Genomic DNA, 21,265 nt, shown 5'->3' with positions numbered 1-21,265 from the left:
GCAGCTGGTTTTATAGGGCTGAGGCAAAACTGAGCTAGAGTTGAGACAGAACTTCGATGGTCTTGATGATAAACGATACCCTAGCAGTCAGTTATTGATAAGGAAGGGTTGAAGCAAGGCTGTTAATATTAATCTGAGCACCAACCATTACAGTTGTTTTATTTATTATTAAGGATGATTATGCACGCTATTGCCACTTACCAGTATGAGACATTACAAGTCAGCGCCAATGACAATATATTAACGGTGACCATTAATCGACCGGAAAAAAAGAACGCCATGAGTTTTAAAGTGGTCGAAGAGTTGATAGCGGTCGCTGGTCGTATCAGTAAAGATAAAAGCATACGCGCAGTGATTCTTAATGGCGCTGAAGGCACGTTTTGTGCCGGTATCGATTTGGGCGATTTAAACCACCCCAAAAACCAAGCCTTTGCGCTATGGGAACTTGTTAAACCTTGGCAAAGCTTATTTCAACGCGTCTGCTTGGTTTGGCGTGATGTTCCTGTGCCAGTGATTGCAGTTTTAGAAGGCTATTGTATTGGCGCAGGCTTACAACTGGCGCTGGCTTGTGATGTGCGTATTAGCCATCCTGAATGCAAATTGTCTATTATGGAAGCCAAGTGGGGGCTCGTACCTGACATGGGTTTGACGCAATCCGGGTTTGGCGTCGTACGCGCTGATATCTTAAAGGAGCTGGCAATGACGGCTCGTACCGTGGATGCCGAGGAAGGCAAAGCGCTTGGTTTGGTCAGCCATTGTAGTGAGACGCCACTTGAGCAGGCACAAAAGCTTGCCGCTGAGTTTGCTGAGCGCTCACCTGATGCGGTGCTGGCAAGCAAACGCGTTATCAATGCGATGTTCCAGCAGCCAGCTACTACTTTATACAAAGAAAAAGTCTGGCAGTTAAAAATGATGTTTGGTCGCAACCGTAAACTGGCGCTTAGAAAAGCCAAGCAAGCCAGTACCGCTTTTGGCAAACGTCAATTCCGTTAGAAAAACTTAGCCATGTATTGATAGATTGTTTTAGTTACACAGGTTTGTTTTATTCACATCAAGCGTCTATTGAATTACAAGCAGATAGTGCAATATAGCATTATCTGTTTTTATAGACTGCTTGTCTCGCTGTCTGAAGCCTGCTTGCGTTGCTGCTTGTCAGTAGGCATGATTGTTTGTAGAAGTTATTTTTAACAAAGCTCGGTTTAAAATAAAAGCTTATTAAAATTACAAAACAAATCAGGCATCAATAATAAAATAATAATCACTCTATCATATGGTCTAATTATGTCTGCTCCAAAATCCTCCCTGCCTAATAAACCAAATGCTGCTGACCGAGTGCGCTCTGCCGATTTGCCTGTTGCATGGATTATGATGCTTGGGCTTATCGTTGCAGTCGGGCCATTATCGATTGATATGTATTTGCCTGCCTTACCATCGATGGCAGAGGATTTTGGTGTCTCGACCGCGTTTATGGCCAATTCCGTTCCAGCTTATTTTGTCGGATTGGTATTTGGTCAGCTGTTTTATGGCCCATTTAGTGATCGCGTTGGTCGCGTCAAACCTTTATATATCGGCATGACTTTATATGTGATTGCCTCGATTGTCTGTGCGACAACCGATAATGAATACGTATTGTTTTTCGGTCGTACCTTTCAGGCGCTCGGCGCGTGCGTGGGAGCAGTGGTGACGCGTGCGGCAATACGTGATCGCCTGACAGCCAAACAAACCGCCAAAGCTTTTTCTATTATGATATTGGTCATGGGCTTAGCACCAATCTTAGCGCCATCTCTTGGGGCTTTATTTTTAAAGTTCTTTAGTTGGCATTCTATTTTTTGGTTTTTGGCGGCTTTTGGGACGTTAAATTTATTACTGACCAAGTTTTTCTTCTTTGAAACCTTGACTGAAGAAAACCGTAATGTGCGTCCTGCCAAAGAAGTGCTGAGCCAATATTGGGATTTATTAAAAGACCCGACCTTTAACTATCCAGCGATAGGCGGTGGTTTATTAATGGGCGCGATGTTTGTCTATATCAGCTCAGCTTCTGAATTAATCATGGATACCTATGGCGTCTCAGCCACCCATTTTGGTTGGCTATTTGGGATGAATGCGGCAGGGTTCGTAGGTTTGACCCAGCTGAATCAATGGCTGACTAATCGTTTTCGCATTTTGAGTATTCTGCGTTTTGGGGCAATGATGCAGGTCATCTCAGCCGCCGCGCTATTTGTAACCGGTATTATTTTTGGTACGGATGCATGGTTGCCGCTGGTTTTAGCCTGTATTTTCTTCTGTATTGCCGGTTTAGGTTTGACGCAGCCAAACGCATCGGCGATTGCGCTCGCTTTCCAAAAACGCCGCGCTGGTATGGCAAGTGCTCTACAAGGCTCGTTGATGTTTTCAGTCGGTATTTTCGGCGGCTTATTATTAAACTTATTCCCCGTCAATCCGGTACTGAAAATCGGTATCGCGATGTTTGCGCTGATGAGTCTCGGCACTTATTTAATTTGGCAAATAGACCGTAATTTGAATTTGGATAATGCAGAGTAGTTGAGCAACAGCGCGATATAATAATAGTAGAAGTCACTCTCACTTATATGATAAAATACAGCCCAGCTATTTTTTAGCATTTAGTATTATTCTTTACGTTCAAATCATAGCTCATTTTTTAAACCAACCCATCAACCAATGACACACACATCATGGCAAAAAATTGCTGGGTGTTTGGCGACTTGATTAATTTGCCCAAAGTTACTATTGGCTTAATGCGCTATTGATGCGCATTAACAAGGGTAGATGCGTGTCGCTAGATAGGCAGTTTTTGTGATGTGGAGGCATAACCCAACCAACAGGACATTTAACATGGCTACAAAGAATCCAACCAAAATCGAAATGCGCGACTTACTACAAGCCGGCGCTCACTTTGGTCACCAAACACGTTTTTGGAATCCAAAAATGGGTCCATATATTTTTGGTGCCCGTAACAAGATTCACATCATCAACTTAGAGCACACGGTAAAAGCGTTTAACGAAGCATTGACTTACGTAAACGGCCTAGCTGCTAAGAAAAACAAAGTATTGTTCGTGGGTACTAAACGCGCAGCAAGCGGTATCATCGCTGAGCAAGCAGCTCGCGCTGGCATGCCATACGTTGACCATCGCTGGTTAGGTGGTATGTTGACTAACTGGAAAACACTACGCCAGTCAATCAACCGTCTAAAAGAGCTAGAAAAGCAAGCTGAAGACGGTACTTTCGCTAAGCTTACTAAGCGTGAAGCGTTAGAGCGTACCCGTGATATGGAAAAACTTGAGCGTTCACTAGGCGGTATTAAAGACATGGGCGGCCTACCTGACGCAATCTTCGTTGTAGACGTAGATCATGAAGCCATTGCTATCAAAGAAGCTAAAAACCTAGGTATCCCAGTTATCGGTATCGTTGATACTAACTCTAACCCAGATAACGTTGATTACATCATCCCAGCTAACGATGATGCTATCCGTGCCGTGACTTTGTATGTAACTTCTATGGCCGATGCGATTATCGCTGGTAAAGAATACGCACAAACTCAAGCTGGTGGTAAAGCTGACCAAGAAGCACCTGCTGCTACTGAAGAAGCGCCAGTTGAAGCTAAAGCTGAAGAAGCTGCTGCAACTCCAGCAGAATAAATCGCTGACCGCTAAGGTTTAACTTTGTAACGATGTCTTGATAGTTATCTTATCAGCATTCATATAAGGTTATTAACAGCATATAAGCTCATAAAAGGCATGATGTAGTTTTACTCGTCATGCCTTGCTCTTAATGGTTTATGGTCAAAATTAATAAGCGTGTCATGATTGGGCGAGTATTATCGTCTATACGAGCCACATTGCTTTTTTGATGATATGAATAATCATTAAATATGAGTGGTTTTATTAAGGCTTAAGTCTAATATTAAGAGTAATGTTTACTTAATATTAATCAAGTTATCGAATAGATTTTAAGCATACCCCTACATAACAATATTCATGTATATAATAAAAGGTAACTCTTATGTCAGAAGTAAAAGTATCTGCCAAAATGGTAAAAGAATTGCGCGACCGTACTGGTCTTGGCATGATGGAATGTAAAAAAGCGTTAGAAGAGTCAAATGGTGATGTTGAAGTTGCCATTGATAACCTACGTAAATCAGGTCAAGCGAAAGCGGCTAAAAAAGCGGGTAACATCGCAGCTGACGGCGCTATCATTATCGCTCAAGGCGACAACAAAGCATTCTTGTTAGAAGTTAACTGTCAAACTGACTTCGTTGCAAAAGATGAAAACTTTACTGCCTTTGCAGAAAAAGTCGCAAACATCGCGCTAGAAAACAATGAGACTGACGTTGCAGCTATCTCTGCATTGCCTTATGGCGGCGGTCAAACAGTTGAAGAAGCACGTGTATCTCTAGTACAAAAAATCGGTGAGAATATCCAAATCCGCCGTGTTGAAGTACTTGAAGGCGCAAACATTGCTGCATATCGCCATGGTCTACGTATCGGTGTGGTTGTATCTTATGAAGGCGGCAGTGCAGACACGGGCAAAAACCTTGCGATGCACATTGCAGCATTCAACCCTGTTGCAGTAGATGATGAAAGCGTAGATGCTGATGTACTAGCACGCGAAAAAGACATCATTGAAGCAAAAGCGAAAGAGTCTGGCAAGCCTGACAACATCGTTGAAAAAATGATCGAAGGTGGCTTACGTAAGTACCTAGACGAAGTAACGTTACTACGTCAACCATACGTGATGGACAATGAGAAAAAAGTTGGTGACGTATTAAAAGCTGAAGGCGTAAAAGTACTTGATTTCAAACGTCTAGAAGTTGGTGAAGGCATCGAGAAGAAGCAAGAAGACTTTGCTGCTGAAGTTGCTGCCGCTCAAGCTGCTAGCAAGTAAGCTTTAAGTCATATAAAACAAGTAGTATAAATCGTAAAAAAGCCCGTTATTAATATAACGGGCTTTTTTGTGTTTGTTTACTTCTGCAAGATTTAAAAGATAAGCTATTTATGCTGAGTGTAAATATTAATGATCAGTATTAACGTAGCGCTAAGTAAGCAGAGTTGGCATAACTGGCACTGTTGGTATTACTACTGGTACCATAACTGACATTTTGCATACCACTGCTATTAGTGGTACTAGTAGCATTATTGGCATTCATGGTTTTGCCTGATAACGCTGAATCATTTTTATATAGGCTATGATAACGGCTCATCACACTTTTGACATAATTACGCGTCTCTTTAAACGGTGGAATGCCATTATATTTATCGACATTACCTTCACCGGCATTATATCCAGCCACGGCAAACTCAACGTTATTGTTAAAGCGGCGCATCAGCCAAGCGATATATTTCGCTGAGCCTTCGATATTGTCGGCAGGATTCCATGGATTACTGACCTTAAAGCGACGGGCAGTCGCTGGCATCAGCTGCATCAAACCTTGGGCACCGACAGGTGAGCGAGCATTGGGATTAAACGCAGACTCCGTATGCATCATAGCTTTCATCAGCGCAGGATCTACGCCATGACGCTCGGCTGAAGCACGGATATAGCTGTCATAAGAGTTGCGGCCACTGCTACTACTTGCCGTGCTGCTACCGTAATCCGCACTAGTATTGCTACCAGCATTGTAAGCGTTAGAATCTTTATAATAGGTGGTTTTTACTTTTTTGTTAAATTTATCAAAATTACCACTAGGATTGACATTGGTAAGGAGTACTTGTCCGCCTTTGTCTTTGTAGATATACATATTGCCTGCTTGAGCGGCGATAGGGAGGCTAGAGAGGGCAATAGCCATCAGTAAAACGGGAGACAAGCAGCGCGTCATTAAAGGTGCAATATTTATCATAGGGTTATCACTTTTTATCGAGTAATAGCAAATTGCTTTGCCCATAAGCGCGTCAGGTCGCGCGTCAAAGCGGTTATCGCGTCTGTAGGATTTTATAGTAACCAAATATGGCGACTACCTACAAATTCACGTCTAACAAAACCACTTGCAATAGATACAAAAAATAATAGTTGTTTACTATAACACAAAATAAGTTTTTGCCACATCTGAATGCGTGCACGCGCAGTCAAAAGTTATTTTAATTTGTAAAAAAAATTTGAATGAAATCAAGATGGTAATAGAAGGGATGCTGCTCAGCAGCTTATAATGGCGAGGTTTTTGCCTTTGTATTTGCGGTAAAGGTAATTAAGACATGAAGCTAAAAAAGACTGTAAAATAAGCTTAGGTAAAAGTTAAAGCCCATCAAGGATGATGGGCTTTGTGTTTACATTTAACTTAAATCATTTTAAGACGATAGGGCACTAATAAAGATAGGTACCCAAATAGCGGTAACCAAACCATTAACAGCCAAGCCAAAGGCAGCATAACGTCCAGCAGTATGACTGATTTGCCAAGCTTCTACGGTGCCAAAGGCATGCGCTGCTAAGCCAAGTGCTAAGCCTTTGGCGCGGTCATCGTCAATACCGCGAAATAAGAAGCGCGCTAGGGTACCGCCAATAAGTCCTGAAACAATGATAATCAAGTTTGCCATCGCCAGTGGCGCTTTAATCAAATCCGCCACACTGAGACCAATCGGCGTGGTCACTGAACGGGTGGCAAATGCCAAGATGGTCTCGTTACTCAGTGAAAATAGATAGGCCAGCGACATGGGTAGCAAGGCGCCAACTACGCTTGCCAACGCCACAATCATAGTGAGCTTTTTAACCGGCAAGCCTTTAAAGTTCATCGCTGCCAATGGTACGGCCAGTAATACCGTCACATAGCCTAATAGGTGGTCAAATACCGGTTTTGCCACGCTGTAATAATGGTTGTAATCCCATTGCAAAATAAACAAAAACAGTAGCACTAATACCAATGCGGTGATGACCATTGGCAACCATGACAGCTTGCGCGCGAGGACGCGGGCAATGACGTGCGCTGCCAAGGTTAATAATATCGCAGCAAGGGTTGCTGTAAACACACTATCAAAACTCATAACGTTGCCTTGTTCCTACAGCTTAATGCTGTCCCTTCTGCTTGTTGGTCGTATTCAGATTGTCGTTAAGCGTATTGTCTGTATCGCTGCTGTTATTAAGAGAGCGATTGGCAAGGATAGCCAGTCCCCAAAGCGGGATAAGTGTACTGATAATCATCGTCAGCATCACACCCCAAAATTCATCGCCTAATGCGAATAGCAGCAAGCCTGCACCGGCAGAAACGGGCAAAAAAGCAAAGCCACTATCAACCAATAAGGTGTTACTTGCTTGGGTTAGCCAACTGGGCAGCCCTTTTATCAGTCGCCAAACCATCAAAATAACAAACATCGTCAGCAGACCAACGATATTGGCGGCTTTTTCGATACCGGCCCATTGGCAAACAATAACGGCGGATTCACGAACTACCACAACCAGTATCAGCGTCAATATTAACGCCATCCATAAGGGTATGTTCGAAGAAGAGGAAGGCTTCATAAGCAATTTTGGCCAAATAAAATATAACAAGAGAGGGTATAAACGGGAGTTAATAAAAGTACATAGCATTTAATGCTGCGATTATAAAAAATCCTACTGCATCAATAGCTAGCAGTATTAATAACTGTGCAACTTAGCAACTGAGTATTACTGGTATTATTTTTCGGATGCGTTTTAACATAGAGATTTTAACAGCTGCTTTTTAAATGTAACATTTTAACGCAAGCATAGTGCCTGATTATATAGAGAGTAGGCGCACTAATAAAGCCTAAGCGTAGATTGTAGGTATGATAAGGGTATGAAGCAGTTTTAAATCTCTCATACAACAGTAACTATGCACAGGGCATATAAAAAAGGACGCTATCAAACAATAGCGTCCTTTTTCAAATATCATTTAGAGTAAATAGTTTGATGCGAGGTTATTTAACTTTGCGAATCAGATTCTTGTGCCGCAGAATTTAACGCTTCAAACTCGGCAAAGGCATTTTCTTCTTCTGCCGTTAAAGACTCTTCTTCATCATGATTGTCTTCTTCATCAATCTGTTCAAACTCTTCAAGTATCGGCATTAGCAATGTTGCCTGTGCCAACGGCAAGACATCTAACGGTTTTAAATTGGCTTGACCTAATAGCTGCTTAAGCCTGTCGCTTGGCAGACGAATGGTTAAGCATTCATGACCATTATCATCATAGCTTTCTTCTAAAATCACGCCAAGCTCATACAAGGTGTTTTTAAATTGGCCCGCATTATAAGGTAGGGTCAAATCAAAGGTGGTCAAAGTGCCCATTAATAGCTGCTGCACAGCAAGGGATAGCTCTTCCATACCGAGATTTTGGCGAGAAGAGACATAAACCCGATTTGGCTGACCTTCCTTAGCATAGCCAATGTGCGCAGGCTCATCAGTGATATCAATTTTATTGTAAACGTTGAGCACAGGCACATCGTTGTCAATTTCAGCAAGTACGTTTTTGACGGCTTGAATCTGCTCGTGCATATCTTCACTAGACGAATCGATAACATGCAGTAGTAAGTCAGCTTCTAACGTCTCTTCTAAGGTTGCATGGAACGACTCGACCAGTTCATGCGGGAGATGACGGACGAAACCAACGGTATCGACCAAAACCACGCGGCCAACGCCCTGCCAGTCTAAACGGCGTAATGTCGGGTCAAGGGTGGCAAATAATTTGTCCGCTGCGTAAATGTTTTCATCAACCAAGCGATTAAACAGGGTAGATTTACCCGCGTTGGTATAACCAACGAGTGAGATAGTCGGCACGTCTGATTTTTGCCGACGCGCTCGTCCTTGAGCACGAGTTTGGCGTACTTTTTCAAGTTTGGTTTTTAGCTGGGTTACACGTACTTGTAATAAGCGGCGATCCGTTTCAAGCTGGGTTTCACCCGGTCCACGTAGACCAATACCACCCTTTTGGCGTTCCAAATGCGTCCAACCACGTACCAAACGCGTCGATAAGTGATTCAACTGTGCAAGCTCAACCTGCAGCTTACCTTCGTAAGTACGGGCGCGCTGGGCAAAAATATCTAAAATTAAGCCCGTACGGTCAAGGACGCGGCATTGTACCAAAGCTTCAATATTACGCTCTTGTGATGGCGATAAATTATGATTAAAAAGGACGATATCGGCTTCGTGTTCGCGTACCAATTCTGCTATTTCTTGTGCTTTACCGCTACCAACGAAGTATTTGGCATCAGGACGTGCACGTGAGCCTGTGACCAGTGCCAAGCGATCAGCACCTGCCGAATCTGCAAGCAGCTCAAATTCATTTAGATCATCAGGATCTTGAATTTGGCGGATGTCTAAATGTACTATAATGGCGCGCTCGCCACCTTCATGTCTTTCAAAATAATCCAAAGAGTATCACCTATGTCATTAAGTAAATAGATGGCTAATATCGGTTTGTTAAGCGTCGCTATAGCCTTCGTATGACCCTCTATATGTGGTCTTATCACTTGATATTAAAGCGTATTAAGGCAATTAGCCATACTTTTATGTTACAGCGTTTATTATTAAATGTTTTAATAATGAAAGTATGAGGGTTTTCGGAAAGAGGCTATTAACGACAAGGTTGGCTTTTCTAAATGTGCTAATCTGTCGAGCGCTGGTAAAGTAAAAATGAGCGGCGTAAAAATGAGCGGCGTAAAAATGAGAGGCGTAAAAATGAGCTGATAGCTCTAACTATTGCAAAATATTAACAAAAGCCACTCATAACTCAGTGCACAAGTCGTCACTGAATGAATAAATTTTGTTATACTCATGACGCTTGTTTACGAGATATAATCATACGTTTTTTAAGCAATGAGCTTTTTAGCCATTAAGTTTTTTAATAAATAGGCTTTTTAATAAATAAGTTTTAACCCATAAGTTTTTAACCACGAGGGACACAGATGAGCCAATCTAAGTCAGGCTTTTCACTCAAACAGCAATTAGGTCGCGGTAAACAAATCGCTGGCATGACCACCACTATCGCTGGCGGACTACGCGCCGCCCAACGTATCGGTGCCTTTAAACAGCCACCACGCGAAAAACTGCCGCGCTATATTCAAGCGTTTTGCCGAAAAATGGCAGGCTCTTTTGGCGTACAGGTCGTGGCAGTCGAGCGCGTAGAGCAACACCACGGTCTATGGGTTTCTAACCATGTGTCATGGATGGATATTCCGGTAGTGGGTACGCTAAGCCCTGCTTTTTTCTTATCAAAAGCTGAGATTGGCGATTGGCCGATATTTGGTAAGTTGGCGCATGCGGCAGGGACGGTATTTATCGAGCGTGGTTCCGGTGATGCTGGCACGGTCGCTGCCCAAATTGCTACCTTTTTAACCAAGGGCTTTTCGGTAATCTTTTTTCCAGAAGCCACTACCACTGATGGCAAAAAAATTAAGCGTATCCACGGCACCTTGCTACAAGCAGCGATAGATGCAGACGTGCCAGTGCGCCCGCTTGTGATTGCTTATGTGAATAAGGACGGCACTTTGAGTGAAGCGTTACCTTATTACGGTAAGCTGACGATGAAACAAAGTCTAAAAAAGGTGCTTGATAGTAAAGACGTGACGGCTTTTGTCTTACCGCTTGAACCGATAGATCCTAAAGGCTTGAGTAAAAGTGAGCTGACTAATTTATTACAAGCGCATATGCAGGAAGGCTTGGCTGAATTACATTCACGCGTATTAACGAAAGTAGCTAAAGTATAAGCAAGCATCAAACGGTCTAAAATAGAAAAGTTTTAATAGAAAAAGTAATAGCAGAAAAGTAGTCATAAAAAAGGCGCAAATCTTAGTAGTCAATACTAACGATTTGCGCCTTTCTTTGCTATACCAATACCTGAACGTCAGGTTATTGAAAGCTGAACAATATCAATCTATGACCACGCAAAATTATGGTGACGGATTAGGATGCTGGGTATGTACCGCCTCGATAGCAGCTAAGACGTCTGCGCTTAAAGTTAAGTTGATGCTATCGATATTAGATTGTAGCTGCTCAGTGGTGGTCGCCCCGATGATATTACTGGTGACAAACGAGCGCGAATTGACAAAGGCCAATGCCATTTGTGCCATATCCAAACCAGCATCTGCTGCGATTTTGGCATATTTGGCGGTGGCTGATAGTGCTTCTTCATTGGTATAACGGGCAAAGCGGTCATACATCGTCAGGCGCGCGCCAGTAGGACGTTTACCGTCAAGGTATTTACCAGACAATACCCCAAAGCCGAGCGGCGAGTAGGCAAGTAAACCGACATTTTCACGATGAGCAATCTCTGCCATGCCAACTTCATATACGCGGTTTAGCAAACTATAAGGATTTTGCACCGTGATAGGCGCGATTAAACCATTTTTTTCCGCTTCCCACAGATAGCGCATCAGACCCCAAGCGGTATCATTTGATAAGCCATAAGCTCGAATGCGACCTTTTTTAATTTCATCATTTAGGGCTTGGATAGTCTCTAAAAAAGGCGTCAAGTCATCTAGCGACTGCGCTGCCATCTCTTCAGTATAACCGAGCTGGCTAAAATAATTGGTTTGACGCTCAGGCCAGTGTAGCTGGTAAATATCAATATAATCGGTTTGCAGGCGCTCAAGATTGCTATCGATGGCGCTACTGATATGCGCGGCATTAAAGCGCGTCTGACCGTCACGTAAAAAACCCATCGGTGATATTTTACTGGCAAGAATGACCTTATTACGCTGTTTGGTTTTGTTAAACCATGTGCCCATAAAGCGTTCGGTATCGCCTTGTTTGTCTTTATCAGGCGGCGACGGATACATCTCAGCGGTATCCCAAAAGTTCACGCCTGCATTAAGCGCCATGTCCATCTGTGCATGCGCATCGCTTTCGCTATTTTGCTGTCCCCACGTCATCGTCCCTAAGCAAATTTTTGAAACTTTTTCATTGAGTTGCGGCAGTGTTTGGTATTGCATGTATCTGTCCTTTTTAATTTTAATACAGAGCTATTTTTATACTACATCAGCTTGATACCTGTGACACCTGGTGGGGTAACTTGGAATATTTTTACTTTAAAAAGTACCGATTGACCGGCAAGTGGATGGTTGAAATCGACTTCTACTTCGTCGTCATTTATGGCGCTAATGGTACCGGGCAGGGTGTTTTTACCTTTATCTTCAAACTCAACCAGCATACCTATTTCAGGATTGTCAGCGACCAAAGCAAATTGGGTGCGGCTAAAATGCTGGATGTTATCAGGATTCCACTCACCAAACGCTTGCTCAGGCTCAAGGTGGGCGCTACGTGTATCGCCAGCCCGTAGGTTCATCAGCACTTGCTCAAAGCCTGGCAATAAGCTCTCATCGCCAATCGTCAGCGTCACCGGCGCATCGCGGTTAAAGGTTGAATCAATCACCGTACCGTTTTCTAGTGATACTTCAAAATGCAGCTTCACAAGGCTGCCGTGGGTGATACGTATGTCTTCATTAGGCGTGATAAATTGAGAGTCGGTCATAGTAAAAGCTACCTATTGCTGGAGTCGAAAAATAATTAAAAATATGGTTAAGAATAATGTCGCAAATGATAAGTCATCTGGGATAAGTTGTAAGCCTAAATAGTGTAACGCAAATAGTGTAATATATTTGACGAATCTAAGAGAGAGCGAAGTATTTATGGCAAAACCGATGGCAAATAAACAACAAGGTCATATTAAAAAATGGCAGGACGATAAAGGTTTTGGTTTTATCGAAACCGCTGCGGGCGAGTCGGTATTTTTTCATGTTAGCGCGTTTAAAGCCCAGCGTCGTCCCGAAATTGGCGAGCAAGTGGTTTTTATAGTGGGGCCAGACAATCAGGGTCGCCTGCAAGCAAGGGATGTGCAAGAACTCAGTTTTGTGCAGCAAAAAATGGTGCAAAAGAACAGTCAAATCCGTCAGCGAAACCACAAACGCAGCGCCCAAGCAGAATTTGAAGCAGGGCAAAAGAAACGCTTGTTTCTTGGCCTTGGCTTTTATGGGGTTTTAATTTTATTGGTGGTCATGAATAAGCTAAGCTGGCTGGTACTTGCTTGGTACGCGGTATTAGGCGTCATAACCTACGGCATGTATGCCAAAGACAAAGCTGCTGCCCAAAGTGGCGCTTGGCGGACGCCTGAGTCAACATTGCATATTTTAAGTGCGCTTGGCGGTTGGGTTGGGGCGATGGTCGCGCAAACTTACTTACGTCATAAGTCGCAAAAGCCTGAATTTCGTATTACTTATTATTTAACCGTTATTATTAATTTGGGAGGATTGTTGTTTATATTGGCGGGTAAAGACTTTGCATTCTTGGCAAATTTGCCTTTTGTCTAGGTTTTGACAGATGCATTGATTAAATTATTGAATAATTGCCTAATTAAATATTATGCAAATGCTGACCTTAACCAAATGACTATCTATTGCTCACTGATAGATGACAATAGCGGCTTTTATTATTGTTATGATACTTGAGGATTAAATAGAACCATTTGAATACTTAACGTAGCAATAACTTTAAAGAGGAAAGTAATGAGTAATAACAATAATAATGCTAACGAAGTTGATTTAACACAAGATATTTTTGCAGCCTTAATCGACAATCATGAGGTACAGCGGGCGTTATGCGATAAGCTTGAAAGCACGAAAGATGAGGCGCAGCGTAAAGCCATTTATGAAGAGTTAAAGCTTGAATTACACTCGCATGCGGCGGCAGAAGAGCGTCATTTATATGTGCCAGTCATACAGCATGATGACGGGCTTGATTTGTCTCGGCATGCCATTACTGAGCATCATGAAATGGATGAGATGATGGAAACCTTGGATGATGGACGTATTGGTCAAGAGAAATGGGATAGCACCTGTGCAGATTTGATTCATAAGGTACGCCATCATTTAAAAGAAGAAGAAAACAAGTTTTTTAAAGAGGCGAAAAAGATTTTAGATAGCGACTTGCAGCAACGTCTTGGCTCATTGTATCAAGTTGAGTATGCTGAGTTTAAGCAAGCACATGCAGATGATGCATGATTACGTTGTTTTAAATGAATGAATGAATTGCAACGTTCAAAATAAAAAACCACTATTGCTAGTGGTTTTTTTATGTTTAATGATTTTATAAATATCGCTTTAAATCGACTCTAATACTTGTTTATAAACAGCGGCATCGCTGGCTGAAAAACAGCAAAAGATAACTTCGCGGATAGAGAAGTTAGTCGCCTGTTTTAGAGCATTTAACACATAATTTTGCACTGTATCAATTGCTATATTGGTTGCTTTATCCAGTGGGTAACCATAAACACCGGTACTAATAGCGGGGAAGGCAATGCTGGTCAGATTGTGCTCAACGGCTAAATCTAATGAGTTTCTATAACAATTGGCGAGTAGCTCTGGCTCATGTTGATTACCGCCATGCCAAACAGGTCCTACCGTGTGAATCACATATTGGCAAGGAAGCTTAAACGCTGGACTGATTTTAGCCTCGCCCGTCTGGCAACCATTCAATGTACGACAATATGCTAATAACTCACGTCCAGCTGCCCGATGAATCGCACCGTCTACACCGCCGCCGCCAAGCAAACTTGAATTTGCAGCATTGACAATGGCATCTATATTTAACGTAGTGATATCAGCTTGTATCACTGATAAAGTTACGCCATTACCACTATTGTTCTTATTATTAATGTCGTCAGATTCTGGTATTTGCTTCTGGGCAATAGGTTTTATTGGGTTATTAGACGTTTGACTATCAGACATGGCAACAACCTTTTCATATTAAACTGATTATACTTTAGCGTTTTTCGCGCCATTCGACTATAGGGCTTACGTTATCGATAAGATTCGATATGCTATCTCTCAACAAAAACGCAAAAAAAATAGGCTACCGATTTGGTAGCCTATTTACAAAGCCACCTTATTTATATCATTTAAGCATCACGCTTTTTTTCCAAAAACAGCATGTCAATAACAATCAGCGCCACACCAATACAAATACCAATATCGGCAATATTAAAAATGGGATAATGCCAAACGTCCGCATAATGCACATGGATAAAGTCAATCACGTGACCATGTAACAAGCGGTCAATCAAGTTACCAATAGCGCCGCCAAGCACCAAGGATAGACCCAATGATAACAGCTTGGCTTTACGCGGTGCTTTCACCAAATAGCCGATTAAAAATAGCGACATGATCAATGCAAGTCCAGCAAAAAACCACTTTTGCCAACCTGCTTGATCTGCTAAGAAACTAAACGCCGCGCCATAGTTATAAGCAAGCGTCCAATTTAAAAACGGCTCAATCACGGGTACGGGCTCGAGGAAGTTTAGCTTGGTTTCAGCCAACCATTTCGTCCACTGATCAATAATAATGACGACCAGTGATAGCAAGTACCACATAAAGGCGCGACTGCCATTAGCAACCATTTTTGGGGTCTTATTCAGGCGACTTTTGGGCGTGGTTGAGCTGCCCGTGGTCGCATGGGCAGGTTTAGGCGAATGATCAACCTCAACCTGCGGTTGCTTATGTTCCGATGAGTCTGTCGGATTAGGCGTAGAGTTAGGCGCTGATTTAGGCATAGTGGCGCACCTCGCCGTCGCCGCTGACGTTGGTCACGCAGCGTGCGCATAACTCTGGGTGCGTACTATCTGTACCGATATCATCGCGGATATGCCAGCAGCGTACGCATTTAGTACCAGTGGCGGCGCTGACTTCGACTATTAAATCGACTGATTCATCGGCATTGTTATCAGTTTGGGCAGCGCTCATTGGCTTCAAAGTTGCGCTACTGGTGATTAGCACAAAACGCAGCTCTTCGCCAAGCTTGGCCAAGCTCTCATGCATCGCACCGTCGGCATATAAATCAACGCCAGCAGATAAGTTGGCATTGATGATTTTTTCACCGCGTGCGGTTTCGATATGTTTATTGACCATATCTTTTGCCTGCATAATACGTTGCCAGTCATCGGTACTGATGGCACTTAGCTCAAACTCTGGGAAGGTATACCATTCTTCGGTAAACACGTATCCTGCGTCATTGCCGTTTTTACCTTCCAATACTTCCCACGCTTCTTGCGCGGTGAATGACAAGATTGGCGTAATCCAGCGAATCAACGCATGAGCGATATGGTAAATTGCCGTTTGCGCAGAGCGACGCGGCTGTCCATCAGTTTGGGTCGTGTACTGACGGTCTTTGATAATATCTAAATAGAAGCTGCCTAAATCCTGCGAGCAAAACGCAGTGATATGCTGGGTGACTTGGTGAAAGTCCATCGCATCATACGCGCTGATGATTTGCGCTTGTACCGTCTGCGCACGCTCAATGATGAACTTATCGAGGCTGACCAGCTCATTAATATCAACGCTATTGGTCGCTGGATCAAAGTCATCGGTATTGGCCAGCAAGAAGCGCAAGGTGTTACGGATACGGCGATACATATCGATGGCACCTTTAAATACCGTTTTACCTGCGCTCATCTCATAACGATAATCGCTCGACGCAATCCACAAACGCAGCATATCCGCGCCGGTTTTATTAATCTCGTCTTGCGGCGTGATGATATTGCCCAGTGATTTACTCATCTTGCGACCGTTTTCATCAACGACAAAACCATGGGTCAATACTTGCTTAAACGGGGGGCGCTCGTACATCGCCTCAGAAGTAAGCAGTGAAGTCTGGAACCAGCCGCGATGTTGATCAGAACCTTCTAAATACATATCAGCAGGATTGGTCAGCTCATCGCGCTGCTCAAGGACGGCAAAATGCGTCGTTCCTGAGTCAAACCAAACGTCTAACGTATCCGTTGCTTTATCATAATCCGCGGCTTCCGCGCCTAAGAAATCTTCACAGCTGGCATCAAACCAAGCTTCTACGCCGCCTGCATCGATTTTTTGTGCAGCAACTTCCATCAGCTCAAGCGTATTAGGGTGCAGCTCGCCGGTTTCTTTATGAGTGAAAAAGGCAATCGGCACGCCCCAAGTACGCTGGCGTGAGATACACCAATCTGGGCGACCGGTCATCATCGCTTCGATGCGGTTTTGTCCCCACTCTGGCGTCCAGTTGACCTTAGGGATATCGGCAAGCGCACGCTCACGCAAACCTTTGGTTTCCATATTGATAAACCACTGCGGCGTTGCACGGAAGATAATCGGCGACTTGTGACGCCAGCAATGCGGATAGCTGTGCTCAATTTTGGTATGGCTGATTAAATGACCGTTATCATTTAAGGTAGCGATAATTTGCGGATTGGCTTTATAGATATGCTCGCCTGCAAATACCGCCGCGCTGTCTAAATAGACGCCCGTACCACTTACTGGGTTTTCAACGGGCAAGTTATATTTCAAGCCAACGATATAGTCGTCAAGACCGTGACCAGGGGCCGTATGGACGAGGCCAGTACCGCTATCGGTGGTCACGTGATCGCCTAGGATTAATGGTACTTGGCGGTCTGCAATCAGTGGATGCTGGGCGCGCAGACCTTCAAGCTCGCGTCCTGATACCGTTGCCAATACGCCTTGATTGCTAAGTTTAAGCTCGCTTAGGGCGGTTTCGACAAGTTCAGCGGCTAGTAACAAGTTACCTTTTTCAGTTACGACCACACTATAGTCATGCTCAGGATGTACGGCGATTGCTTGGTTAGCAGGTAGCGTCCAAGGCGTCGTCGTCCAAATGACGGCTGCGATATTGCCGTCAATTGCACTTAATGCTGCAACCTTTTCGGTATCAAGCACATCAAAGCTCACATAAATAGCGTCTGAGACTTTGTCTTGGTATTCAACTTCCGCTTCAGCTAGGGCAGAGCTACAGTCTAAGCACCAGTTAACAGGCTTCATACCGCGGGTTACGTGACCGTTGTCATAAATTTTAGCAAGTGCGCGTACGATGTTAGCTTCTTGATGGAAGTTCATCGTTAGATAAGGGTTGTCCCAATCACCAAACACGCCTAGACGTTTAAAATCTGCCTTTTGCAGCTCAATTTGTGTACTTGCATACTCGCGGCATAGACCACGAAATTCGGTCGCAGAGACTTTTTGACCGACTTTACCAACTTTGGCTTCGACTTTTTGCTCGATGGGCAGACCATGACAATCCCAACCTGGCACATAAGGCGCGTCAAAGCCCGATAAGGTTTTTGACTTCACGATAATGTCTTTTAATACTTTATTGACCGCGTGACCTAAGTGAATCTGACCGTTGGCGTATGGAGGGCCATCATGCAAAATGTATTTGGTCGCACCTGTACGCGCCTGACGAATTTTGCCGTACACGTCATCCGCTTCCCACGCAGCCAGCCAATCTGGCTCACGTTTGGCAAGGTTTGCCCGCATCGCAAAAGGCGTATCGGCAAGGTTTAGGGTGTCTTTATAATCTTGGCTTGGTGTATCGTTACTTTTATCAGTCATAGAAGGTGTCTTATAAGATGATGGTTAGAGGTTGCGTTTGAAATTCAGGCTTAAGGTTAAATATAATATGGGGTCAAATATTTGATAATCGATGCTAGCCTTTTGCTTAGAAAACTTTACTTAGAAGATATTGCTTATAACGTGTTGCTTATGAATTGCTTATAACGTGTTGCTTATAGATAGTTACGTCCATCATAAATACTAATGAGACGATTGCAACAAAAAATATCTTTAACAGATAGCAGAATAATGAGAAAAGTGAATATGATAACGGCAGCTATTATATGACAAAACGAGGAGGGTAAAAAGAGCTGACCAGTATCGCCCTGTTTTTAGCCAAAACCAAGCACTTATGCCAGCATCAATACCTTGTCTATTAAATCATACGTCTGGCAAATTTGATTGTCTATTTATTAGATTATACCTAATGGGCTAAGCGCTAAAAAACTTCTGACAACCATAAGCGCAATTTCAGCGACCACAGTGGCTGCATACCAGTCAAGCCTTGCGTCATTTCACCATCTTTTAGAACGACATAAGACGGCGTAACTTGCCCTTGCCAATCGGCGAATATCTCACCTTCTTGGTCATTGACGGTGGTAAATTGATAATTGTGTTCAGTAAGATAGCTGTGTAGCTCTTGGTCAGAACTTGATTTAATCGCAATGGTCACCACAGGATAGTCATTTGCTGCGGCAAGCTTATCTATCGTCGGCGACGTCACCCGACAAACCGGACACCAAGTTCCCCAAAAATATACCAACGTTGGTTTATCCCGACTCATTGCTGCTAAGTCAACGCTCTGCCCTTGATAGTCGGTCAACTGCAATTGCGGATTGGCTGGCATGACCGGTTGTCGCCACCAGTTAATAGCGGTATAAATGACAGCAAATACCAAGCCATAGATAAGCAGATTTTTAGCAACAGACAATATCTTTTGCTTTGGCGTTTTTTTTGGCGTCTCAAGGCTTTTTTCGATATCAAGGTTTTTTTCAGTATCAGTCGTCATAGTGGCTGCTTTTTTTGATCTCAATGTGATTAATAGATAAAAATAAACGGCTGAATGGTCAGCCGTATTATTCGTAAAATCTATGGAACTGTTATGAGTGGTTACTTTTTAAAATAACCACTTTTTAAAATAATCGCTTAAGGTTTTTGCGCACGGTCTTGCAGTGGATCGCCAATAAGCACGCTGCCTGAATTTTCACGGCGCTCTTCATCGGTCAATTTGCTTGCTGGAATTTTAGCCTTTCTCTTCCATTTTAAGCTAAATAAATCATCACGGCGGTCAAGCAGGTTATGCACCGAGCCTTCATTACGAACATGAATAAGCTTGTCTAAGTTTAAATCAGAGAAGAATACCATTTCGGTATTGGCCGTGGTTTCCGCCATAATCGCATCATGCGGGAAAGCAAAATCTGACGGTGAGAAAATAGACGACTGTGCGTATTGGATATCCAAGCTTTCAACTTGCGGTAAGTTACCGACTGAACCACAAATCATCACATAGCATTCGTTTTCAATCGCCCGAGCTTGGGCACAGTGGCGTACGCGCAGATAGCCGTTTTGAGTATCTGTCCAAAATGGTACGAACAAGATATCCATGTCATCAAGTGCCATCAAACGCGCAAGCTCTGGGAACTCAACGTCATAGCAAACTAGGATACCGATACGACCAGCATCGGTGTCAAATACTTTGACTTCGTCGCCGCCTTCAATCACCCACGCGCTACGCTCATGCGGGGTAATGTGAATTTTGCGCTGCTCTTCGACTGTACCGTCACGGCGGCATAGATAGCTGACATTATACAAGGTATCGTCGTCGTCTAAGAACGGCATAGAACCGGTGATGACGTTGACGTTATAGCTGACCGCCAAATGCGAAATCTCATTTTTAAACCATTCGGTATAACCGGCCAAAAAGCGAATCGCTACGTTTTGGTCAGTTGATTCACACAGACCCATTAATGGTGCGTTAAAAAATTCTGGCAAACAAGCGAAGTCAGAGTTGTAATCAGCCATGATATCGACGAAGAATTCAACTTGTTGCAACAGCTCTTCAGGCGACTCAACTTCACGCATTTGCCACTGAATACCACCGATTCTGACCTCTGATTTACGCGTATTGGGCTTATAATCTTTCGGCTCATAATAAATATTTGCCCATTCAAGTAAGGTCGCAAAACCTTTAGATTGCGCATCATCTGGCAAGTAAGCGGTCAAAATACGTTTAACGATAAAGCCATTTGATAACTGAAACGACAACGCGGGGTCGTGAATTTCACGAGCTTCAACGGCTTCAATATATTCACCAGGGGTTAAGTCTTGGTGATTGTGATAATTGGGAATACGACCACCGGCTAAAATAGCGCGGAAGTTTAACTGGCGGCACAGCTCTTTACGCGCATCATAAAGCCTGCGACCTAAACGATAACCACGATATTCAGGGTCAATTAACGCATCTAAGCCATAAATAGCATCGCCATCCGGATTGTCTCTAATGATCTCTTTATGACCAATTAAGTCATCATAAGTATGCGGGTTAGAAAACTTGGTGTAATCAACGCGCATCGATAGCACAATACCAATCAGCTCATCATGGTCAAAGAGCGCAATTTGTCCTTCAGGGAAGGCGTCAATTAAGGTATGAATGGTGTTTTTTGACCACGCACCGCCTAAGTTGACATAAACGCGATCCATTAAAGCTTTCAGTTGTGGATAATCTTTTTTCTTAATCTCAGCAATGGTGAGGTGAAAGTCGTCTGGTTTTTCTATCTTACTCATAATGTTCCTGTCTGTCGTTGCTATAAATCAGTGGTAATAAATCGGTGTTAATAATAAAGCGATATTACTAGATGTTAATAAAGTGAGTCATAAAAAGGTGGCTATCAAAACTCGTCAGTAAAGCGCCTAATAAGCGGTTGGATATTGCTGCATT

General features: G+C 43.3%; 18 protein-coding genes. 7 read left to right on the top strand and 11 right to left on the bottom strand.

Translation table 11 applies throughout. The annotated features are described in order from the left end of the window. Positions 1–180: 180 nt before the first annotated feature. From QJS82_RS10130 to tsf, 4 genes are all read left to right on the top strand, one after another. Positions 181–993, top strand: coding sequence for a crotonase/enoyl-CoA hydratase family protein (locus tag QJS82_RS10130; protein ID WP_201619870.1), 813 nt, complete (start codon positions 181–183; stop codon positions 991–993). Positions 994–1,281: 288 nt separating this feature from the next. Then, positions 1,282–2,541 carry a multidrug effflux MFS transporter gene (locus QJS82_RS10125; protein WP_281490386.1) on the top strand — a complete coding sequence of 420 codons (1,260 nt, stop codon included), beginning with the start codon at positions 1,282–1,284 and terminating at the stop codon, positions 2,539–2,541. A 312-nt stretch (positions 2,542–2,853) separates the two neighbouring features. Then, positions 2,854–3,657, top strand: coding sequence for a 30S ribosomal protein S2 (gene rpsB / locus QJS82_RS10120; protein ID WP_281490385.1), 804 nt, complete (start codon positions 2,854–2,856; stop codon positions 3,655–3,657). A gap of 364 nt (positions 3,658–4,021) precedes the next feature. Beyond that, a complete protein-coding gene (tsf, locus tag QJS82_RS10115) occupies positions 4,022–4,903 on the top strand; it encodes a translation elongation factor Ts (protein ID WP_201625063.1) in 882 nt (293 codons plus the stop codon). Positions 4,904–5,042: 139 nt separating this feature from the next. Here the strand turns inward: tsf and QJS82_RS10110 are convergent, their stop codons facing one another. The 4 genes from QJS82_RS10110 to hflX all read right to left on the bottom strand — a co-directional run bounded on the left by QJS82_RS10110 (position 5,043) and on the right by hflX (position 9,334). Then, on the bottom strand, positions 5,043–5,855 hold the full coding sequence (locus QJS82_RS10110) for a lytic transglycosylase domain-containing protein (RefSeq protein WP_281490384.1): 813 nt from the start codon (positions 5,853–5,855) through the stop codon (positions 5,043–5,045). A gap of 445 nt (positions 5,856–6,300) precedes the next feature. Further along, a complete protein-coding gene (locus tag QJS82_RS10105; protein ID WP_201620210.1) occupies positions 6,301–6,990 on the bottom strand; it encodes an LrgB family protein in 690 nt (229 codons plus the stop codon). 22 nt (positions 6,991–7,012) lie between these two features. Then, positions 7,013–7,465 carry a CidA/LrgA family protein gene (locus tag QJS82_RS10100; protein WP_281490383.1) on the bottom strand — a complete coding sequence of 151 codons (453 nt, stop codon included), beginning with the start codon at positions 7,463–7,465 and terminating at the stop codon, positions 7,013–7,015. 423 nt (positions 7,466–7,888) lie between these two features. Then, positions 7,889–9,334 carry a ribosome rescue GTPase HflX gene (gene hflX, locus QJS82_RS10095; RefSeq protein WP_281490382.1) on the bottom strand — a complete coding sequence of 482 codons (1,446 nt, stop codon included), beginning with the start codon at positions 9,332–9,334 and terminating at the stop codon, positions 7,889–7,891. Positions 9,335–9,867: 533 nt separating this feature from the next. On the opposite strand from hflX, the gene QJS82_RS10090 reads away from it, so the two are divergent. Continuing rightward, the gene (locus QJS82_RS10090) at positions 9,868–10,668 is read left to right on the top strand and encodes a lysophospholipid acyltransferase family protein (protein WP_281490381.1); all 801 of its coding nucleotides are present in this window, start codon (positions 9,868–9,870) and stop codon (positions 10,666–10,668) included. Between the two features lie 183 nt (positions 10,669–10,851). Here QJS82_RS10090 and QJS82_RS10085 read toward each other — a convergent pair whose 3' ends face one another. Both QJS82_RS10085 and fkpB read right to left on the bottom strand, forming a co-directional pair. Then, entirely contained in the window at positions 10,852–11,892 is a 1,041-nt protein-coding gene (locus tag QJS82_RS10085) for an aldo/keto reductase (protein WP_201620213.1), read from the bottom strand. A 41-nt stretch (positions 11,893–11,933) separates the two neighbouring features. After that, entirely contained in the window at positions 11,934–12,431 is a 498-nt protein-coding gene (gene fkpB / locus QJS82_RS10080) for an FKBP-type peptidyl-prolyl cis-trans isomerase (RefSeq protein ID WP_201620214.1), read from the bottom strand. 169 nt (positions 12,432–12,600) lie between these two features. On the opposite strand from fkpB, the gene QJS82_RS10075 reads away from it, so the two are divergent. Together QJS82_RS10075 and QJS82_RS10070 are read left to right on the top strand one after the other, a co-directional pair. Next, positions 12,601–13,266: a DUF1294 domain-containing protein gene (locus QJS82_RS10075; protein WP_281490380.1), complete on the top strand. Its 666-nt coding sequence runs from the start codon at positions 12,601–12,603 to the stop codon at positions 13,264–13,266. A 195-nt stretch (positions 13,267–13,461) separates the two neighbouring features. Then, positions 13,462–13,956, top strand: a complete 495-nt coding sequence (locus QJS82_RS10070) for a hemerythrin domain-containing protein (protein WP_281490379.1) — start codon at positions 13,462–13,464, stop codon at positions 13,954–13,956. A 99-nt stretch (positions 13,957–14,055) separates the two neighbouring features. Here QJS82_RS10070 and QJS82_RS10065 read toward each other — a convergent pair whose 3' ends face one another. From QJS82_RS10065 to QJS82_RS10045, 5 genes are all read right to left on the bottom strand, one after another. Next, positions 14,056–14,682 carry an O-acetyl-ADP-ribose deacetylase gene (locus QJS82_RS10065; RefSeq protein WP_281490378.1) on the bottom strand — a complete coding sequence of 209 codons (627 nt, stop codon included), beginning with the start codon at positions 14,680–14,682 and terminating at the stop codon, positions 14,056–14,058. 170 nt (positions 14,683–14,852) lie between these two features. Beyond that, the gene (gene lspA / locus QJS82_RS10060) at positions 14,853–15,503 is read right to left on the bottom strand and encodes a signal peptidase II (RefSeq protein WP_281490377.1); all 651 of its coding nucleotides are present in this window, start codon (positions 15,501–15,503) and stop codon (positions 14,853–14,855) included. Further along, positions 15,496–18,327, bottom strand: a complete 2,832-nt coding sequence (ileS, locus tag QJS82_RS10055) for an isoleucine--tRNA ligase (protein ID WP_281490376.1) — start codon at positions 18,325–18,327, stop codon at positions 15,496–15,498. Before ileS ends, lspA begins: the two co-directional genes overlap by 8 nt. Before the next feature lie 439 nt (positions 18,328–18,766). Further along, positions 18,767–19,336 carry a protein disulfide oxidoreductase gene (locus QJS82_RS10050; protein WP_281490375.1) on the bottom strand — a complete coding sequence of 190 codons (570 nt, stop codon included), beginning with the start codon at positions 19,334–19,336 and terminating at the stop codon, positions 18,767–18,769. Positions 19,337–19,473: 137 nt separating this feature from the next. Beyond that, positions 19,474–21,111: a carbon-nitrogen hydrolase family protein gene (locus QJS82_RS10045; protein ID WP_201620223.1), complete on the bottom strand. Its 1,638-nt coding sequence runs from the start codon at positions 21,109–21,111 to the stop codon at positions 19,474–19,476. Between the last annotated feature and the right edge of the window lie 154 nt (positions 21,112–21,265).

Source organism: Psychrobacter maritimus (assembly GCF_029953575.1).
GTDB lineage: Bacteria > Pseudomonadota > Gammaproteobacteria > Pseudomonadales > Moraxellaceae > Psychrobacter > Psychrobacter maritimus.
Note: the sequence above shows the minus strand (reverse complement) of the source record. Positions and strands in the feature narration are given on the sequence as shown.

Bases quoted from the DNA above. Each gene is read 5' to 3' on its own strand.
- QJS82_RS10130 (WP_201619870.1), top strand. From the start codon at position 181: ATGCACGCTATTGCCACTTACCAGTATGAGACATTACAAGTCAGCGCC.
- QJS82_RS10125 (WP_281490386.1), top strand. From the start codon at position 1,282: ATGTCTGCTCCAAAATCCTCCCTGCCTAATAAACCAAATGCTGCTGAC.
- rpsB (WP_281490385.1), top strand. From the start codon at position 2,854: ATGGCTACAAAGAATCCAACCAAAATCGAAATGCGCGACTTACTACAA.
- tsf (WP_201625063.1), top strand. From the start codon at position 4,022: ATGTCAGAAGTAAAAGTATCTGCCAAAATGGTAAAAGAATTGCGCGAC.
- QJS82_RS10110 (WP_281490384.1), bottom strand. From the start codon at position 5,855: ATGATAAATATTGCACCTTTAATGACGCGCTGCTTGTCTCCCGTTTTA.
- QJS82_RS10105 (WP_201620210.1), bottom strand. From the start codon at position 6,990: ATGAGTTTTGATAGTGTGTTTACAGCAACCCTTGCTGCGATATTATTA.
- QJS82_RS10100 (WP_281490383.1), bottom strand. From the start codon at position 7,465: ATGAAGCCTTCCTCTTCTTCGAACATACCCTTATGGATGGCGTTAATA.
- QJS82_RS10090 (WP_281490381.1), top strand. From the start codon at position 9,868: ATGAGCCAATCTAAGTCAGGCTTTTCACTCAAACAGCAATTAGGTCGC.
- QJS82_RS10085 (WP_201620213.1), bottom strand. From the start codon at position 11,892: ATGCAATACCAAACACTGCCGCAACTCAATGAAAAAGTTTCAAAAATT.
- fkpB (WP_201620214.1), bottom strand. From the start codon at position 12,431: ATGACCGACTCTCAATTTATCACGCCTAATGAAGACATACGTATCACC.
- QJS82_RS10075 (WP_281490380.1), top strand. From the start codon at position 12,601: ATGGCAAATAAACAACAAGGTCATATTAAAAAATGGCAGGACGATAAA.
- QJS82_RS10070 (WP_281490379.1), top strand. From the start codon at position 13,462: ATGAGTAATAACAATAATAATGCTAACGAAGTTGATTTAACACAAGAT.
- QJS82_RS10065 (WP_281490378.1), bottom strand. From the start codon at position 14,682: ATGTCTGATAGTCAAACGTCTAATAACCCAATAAAACCTATTGCCCAG.
- lspA (WP_281490377.1), bottom strand. From the start codon at position 15,503: ATGCCTAAATCAGCGCCTAACTCTACGCCTAATCCGACAGACTCATCG.
- ileS (WP_281490376.1), bottom strand. From the start codon at position 18,327: ATGACTGATAAAAGTAACGATACACCAAGCCAAGATTATAAAGACACC.
- QJS82_RS10050 (WP_281490375.1), bottom strand. From the start codon at position 19,336: ATGACGACTGATACTGAAAAAAACCTTGATATCGAAAAAAGCCTTGAG.
- QJS82_RS10045 (WP_201620223.1), bottom strand. From the start codon at position 21,111: ATGAGTAAGATAGAAAAACCAGACGACTTTCACCTCACCATTGCTGAG.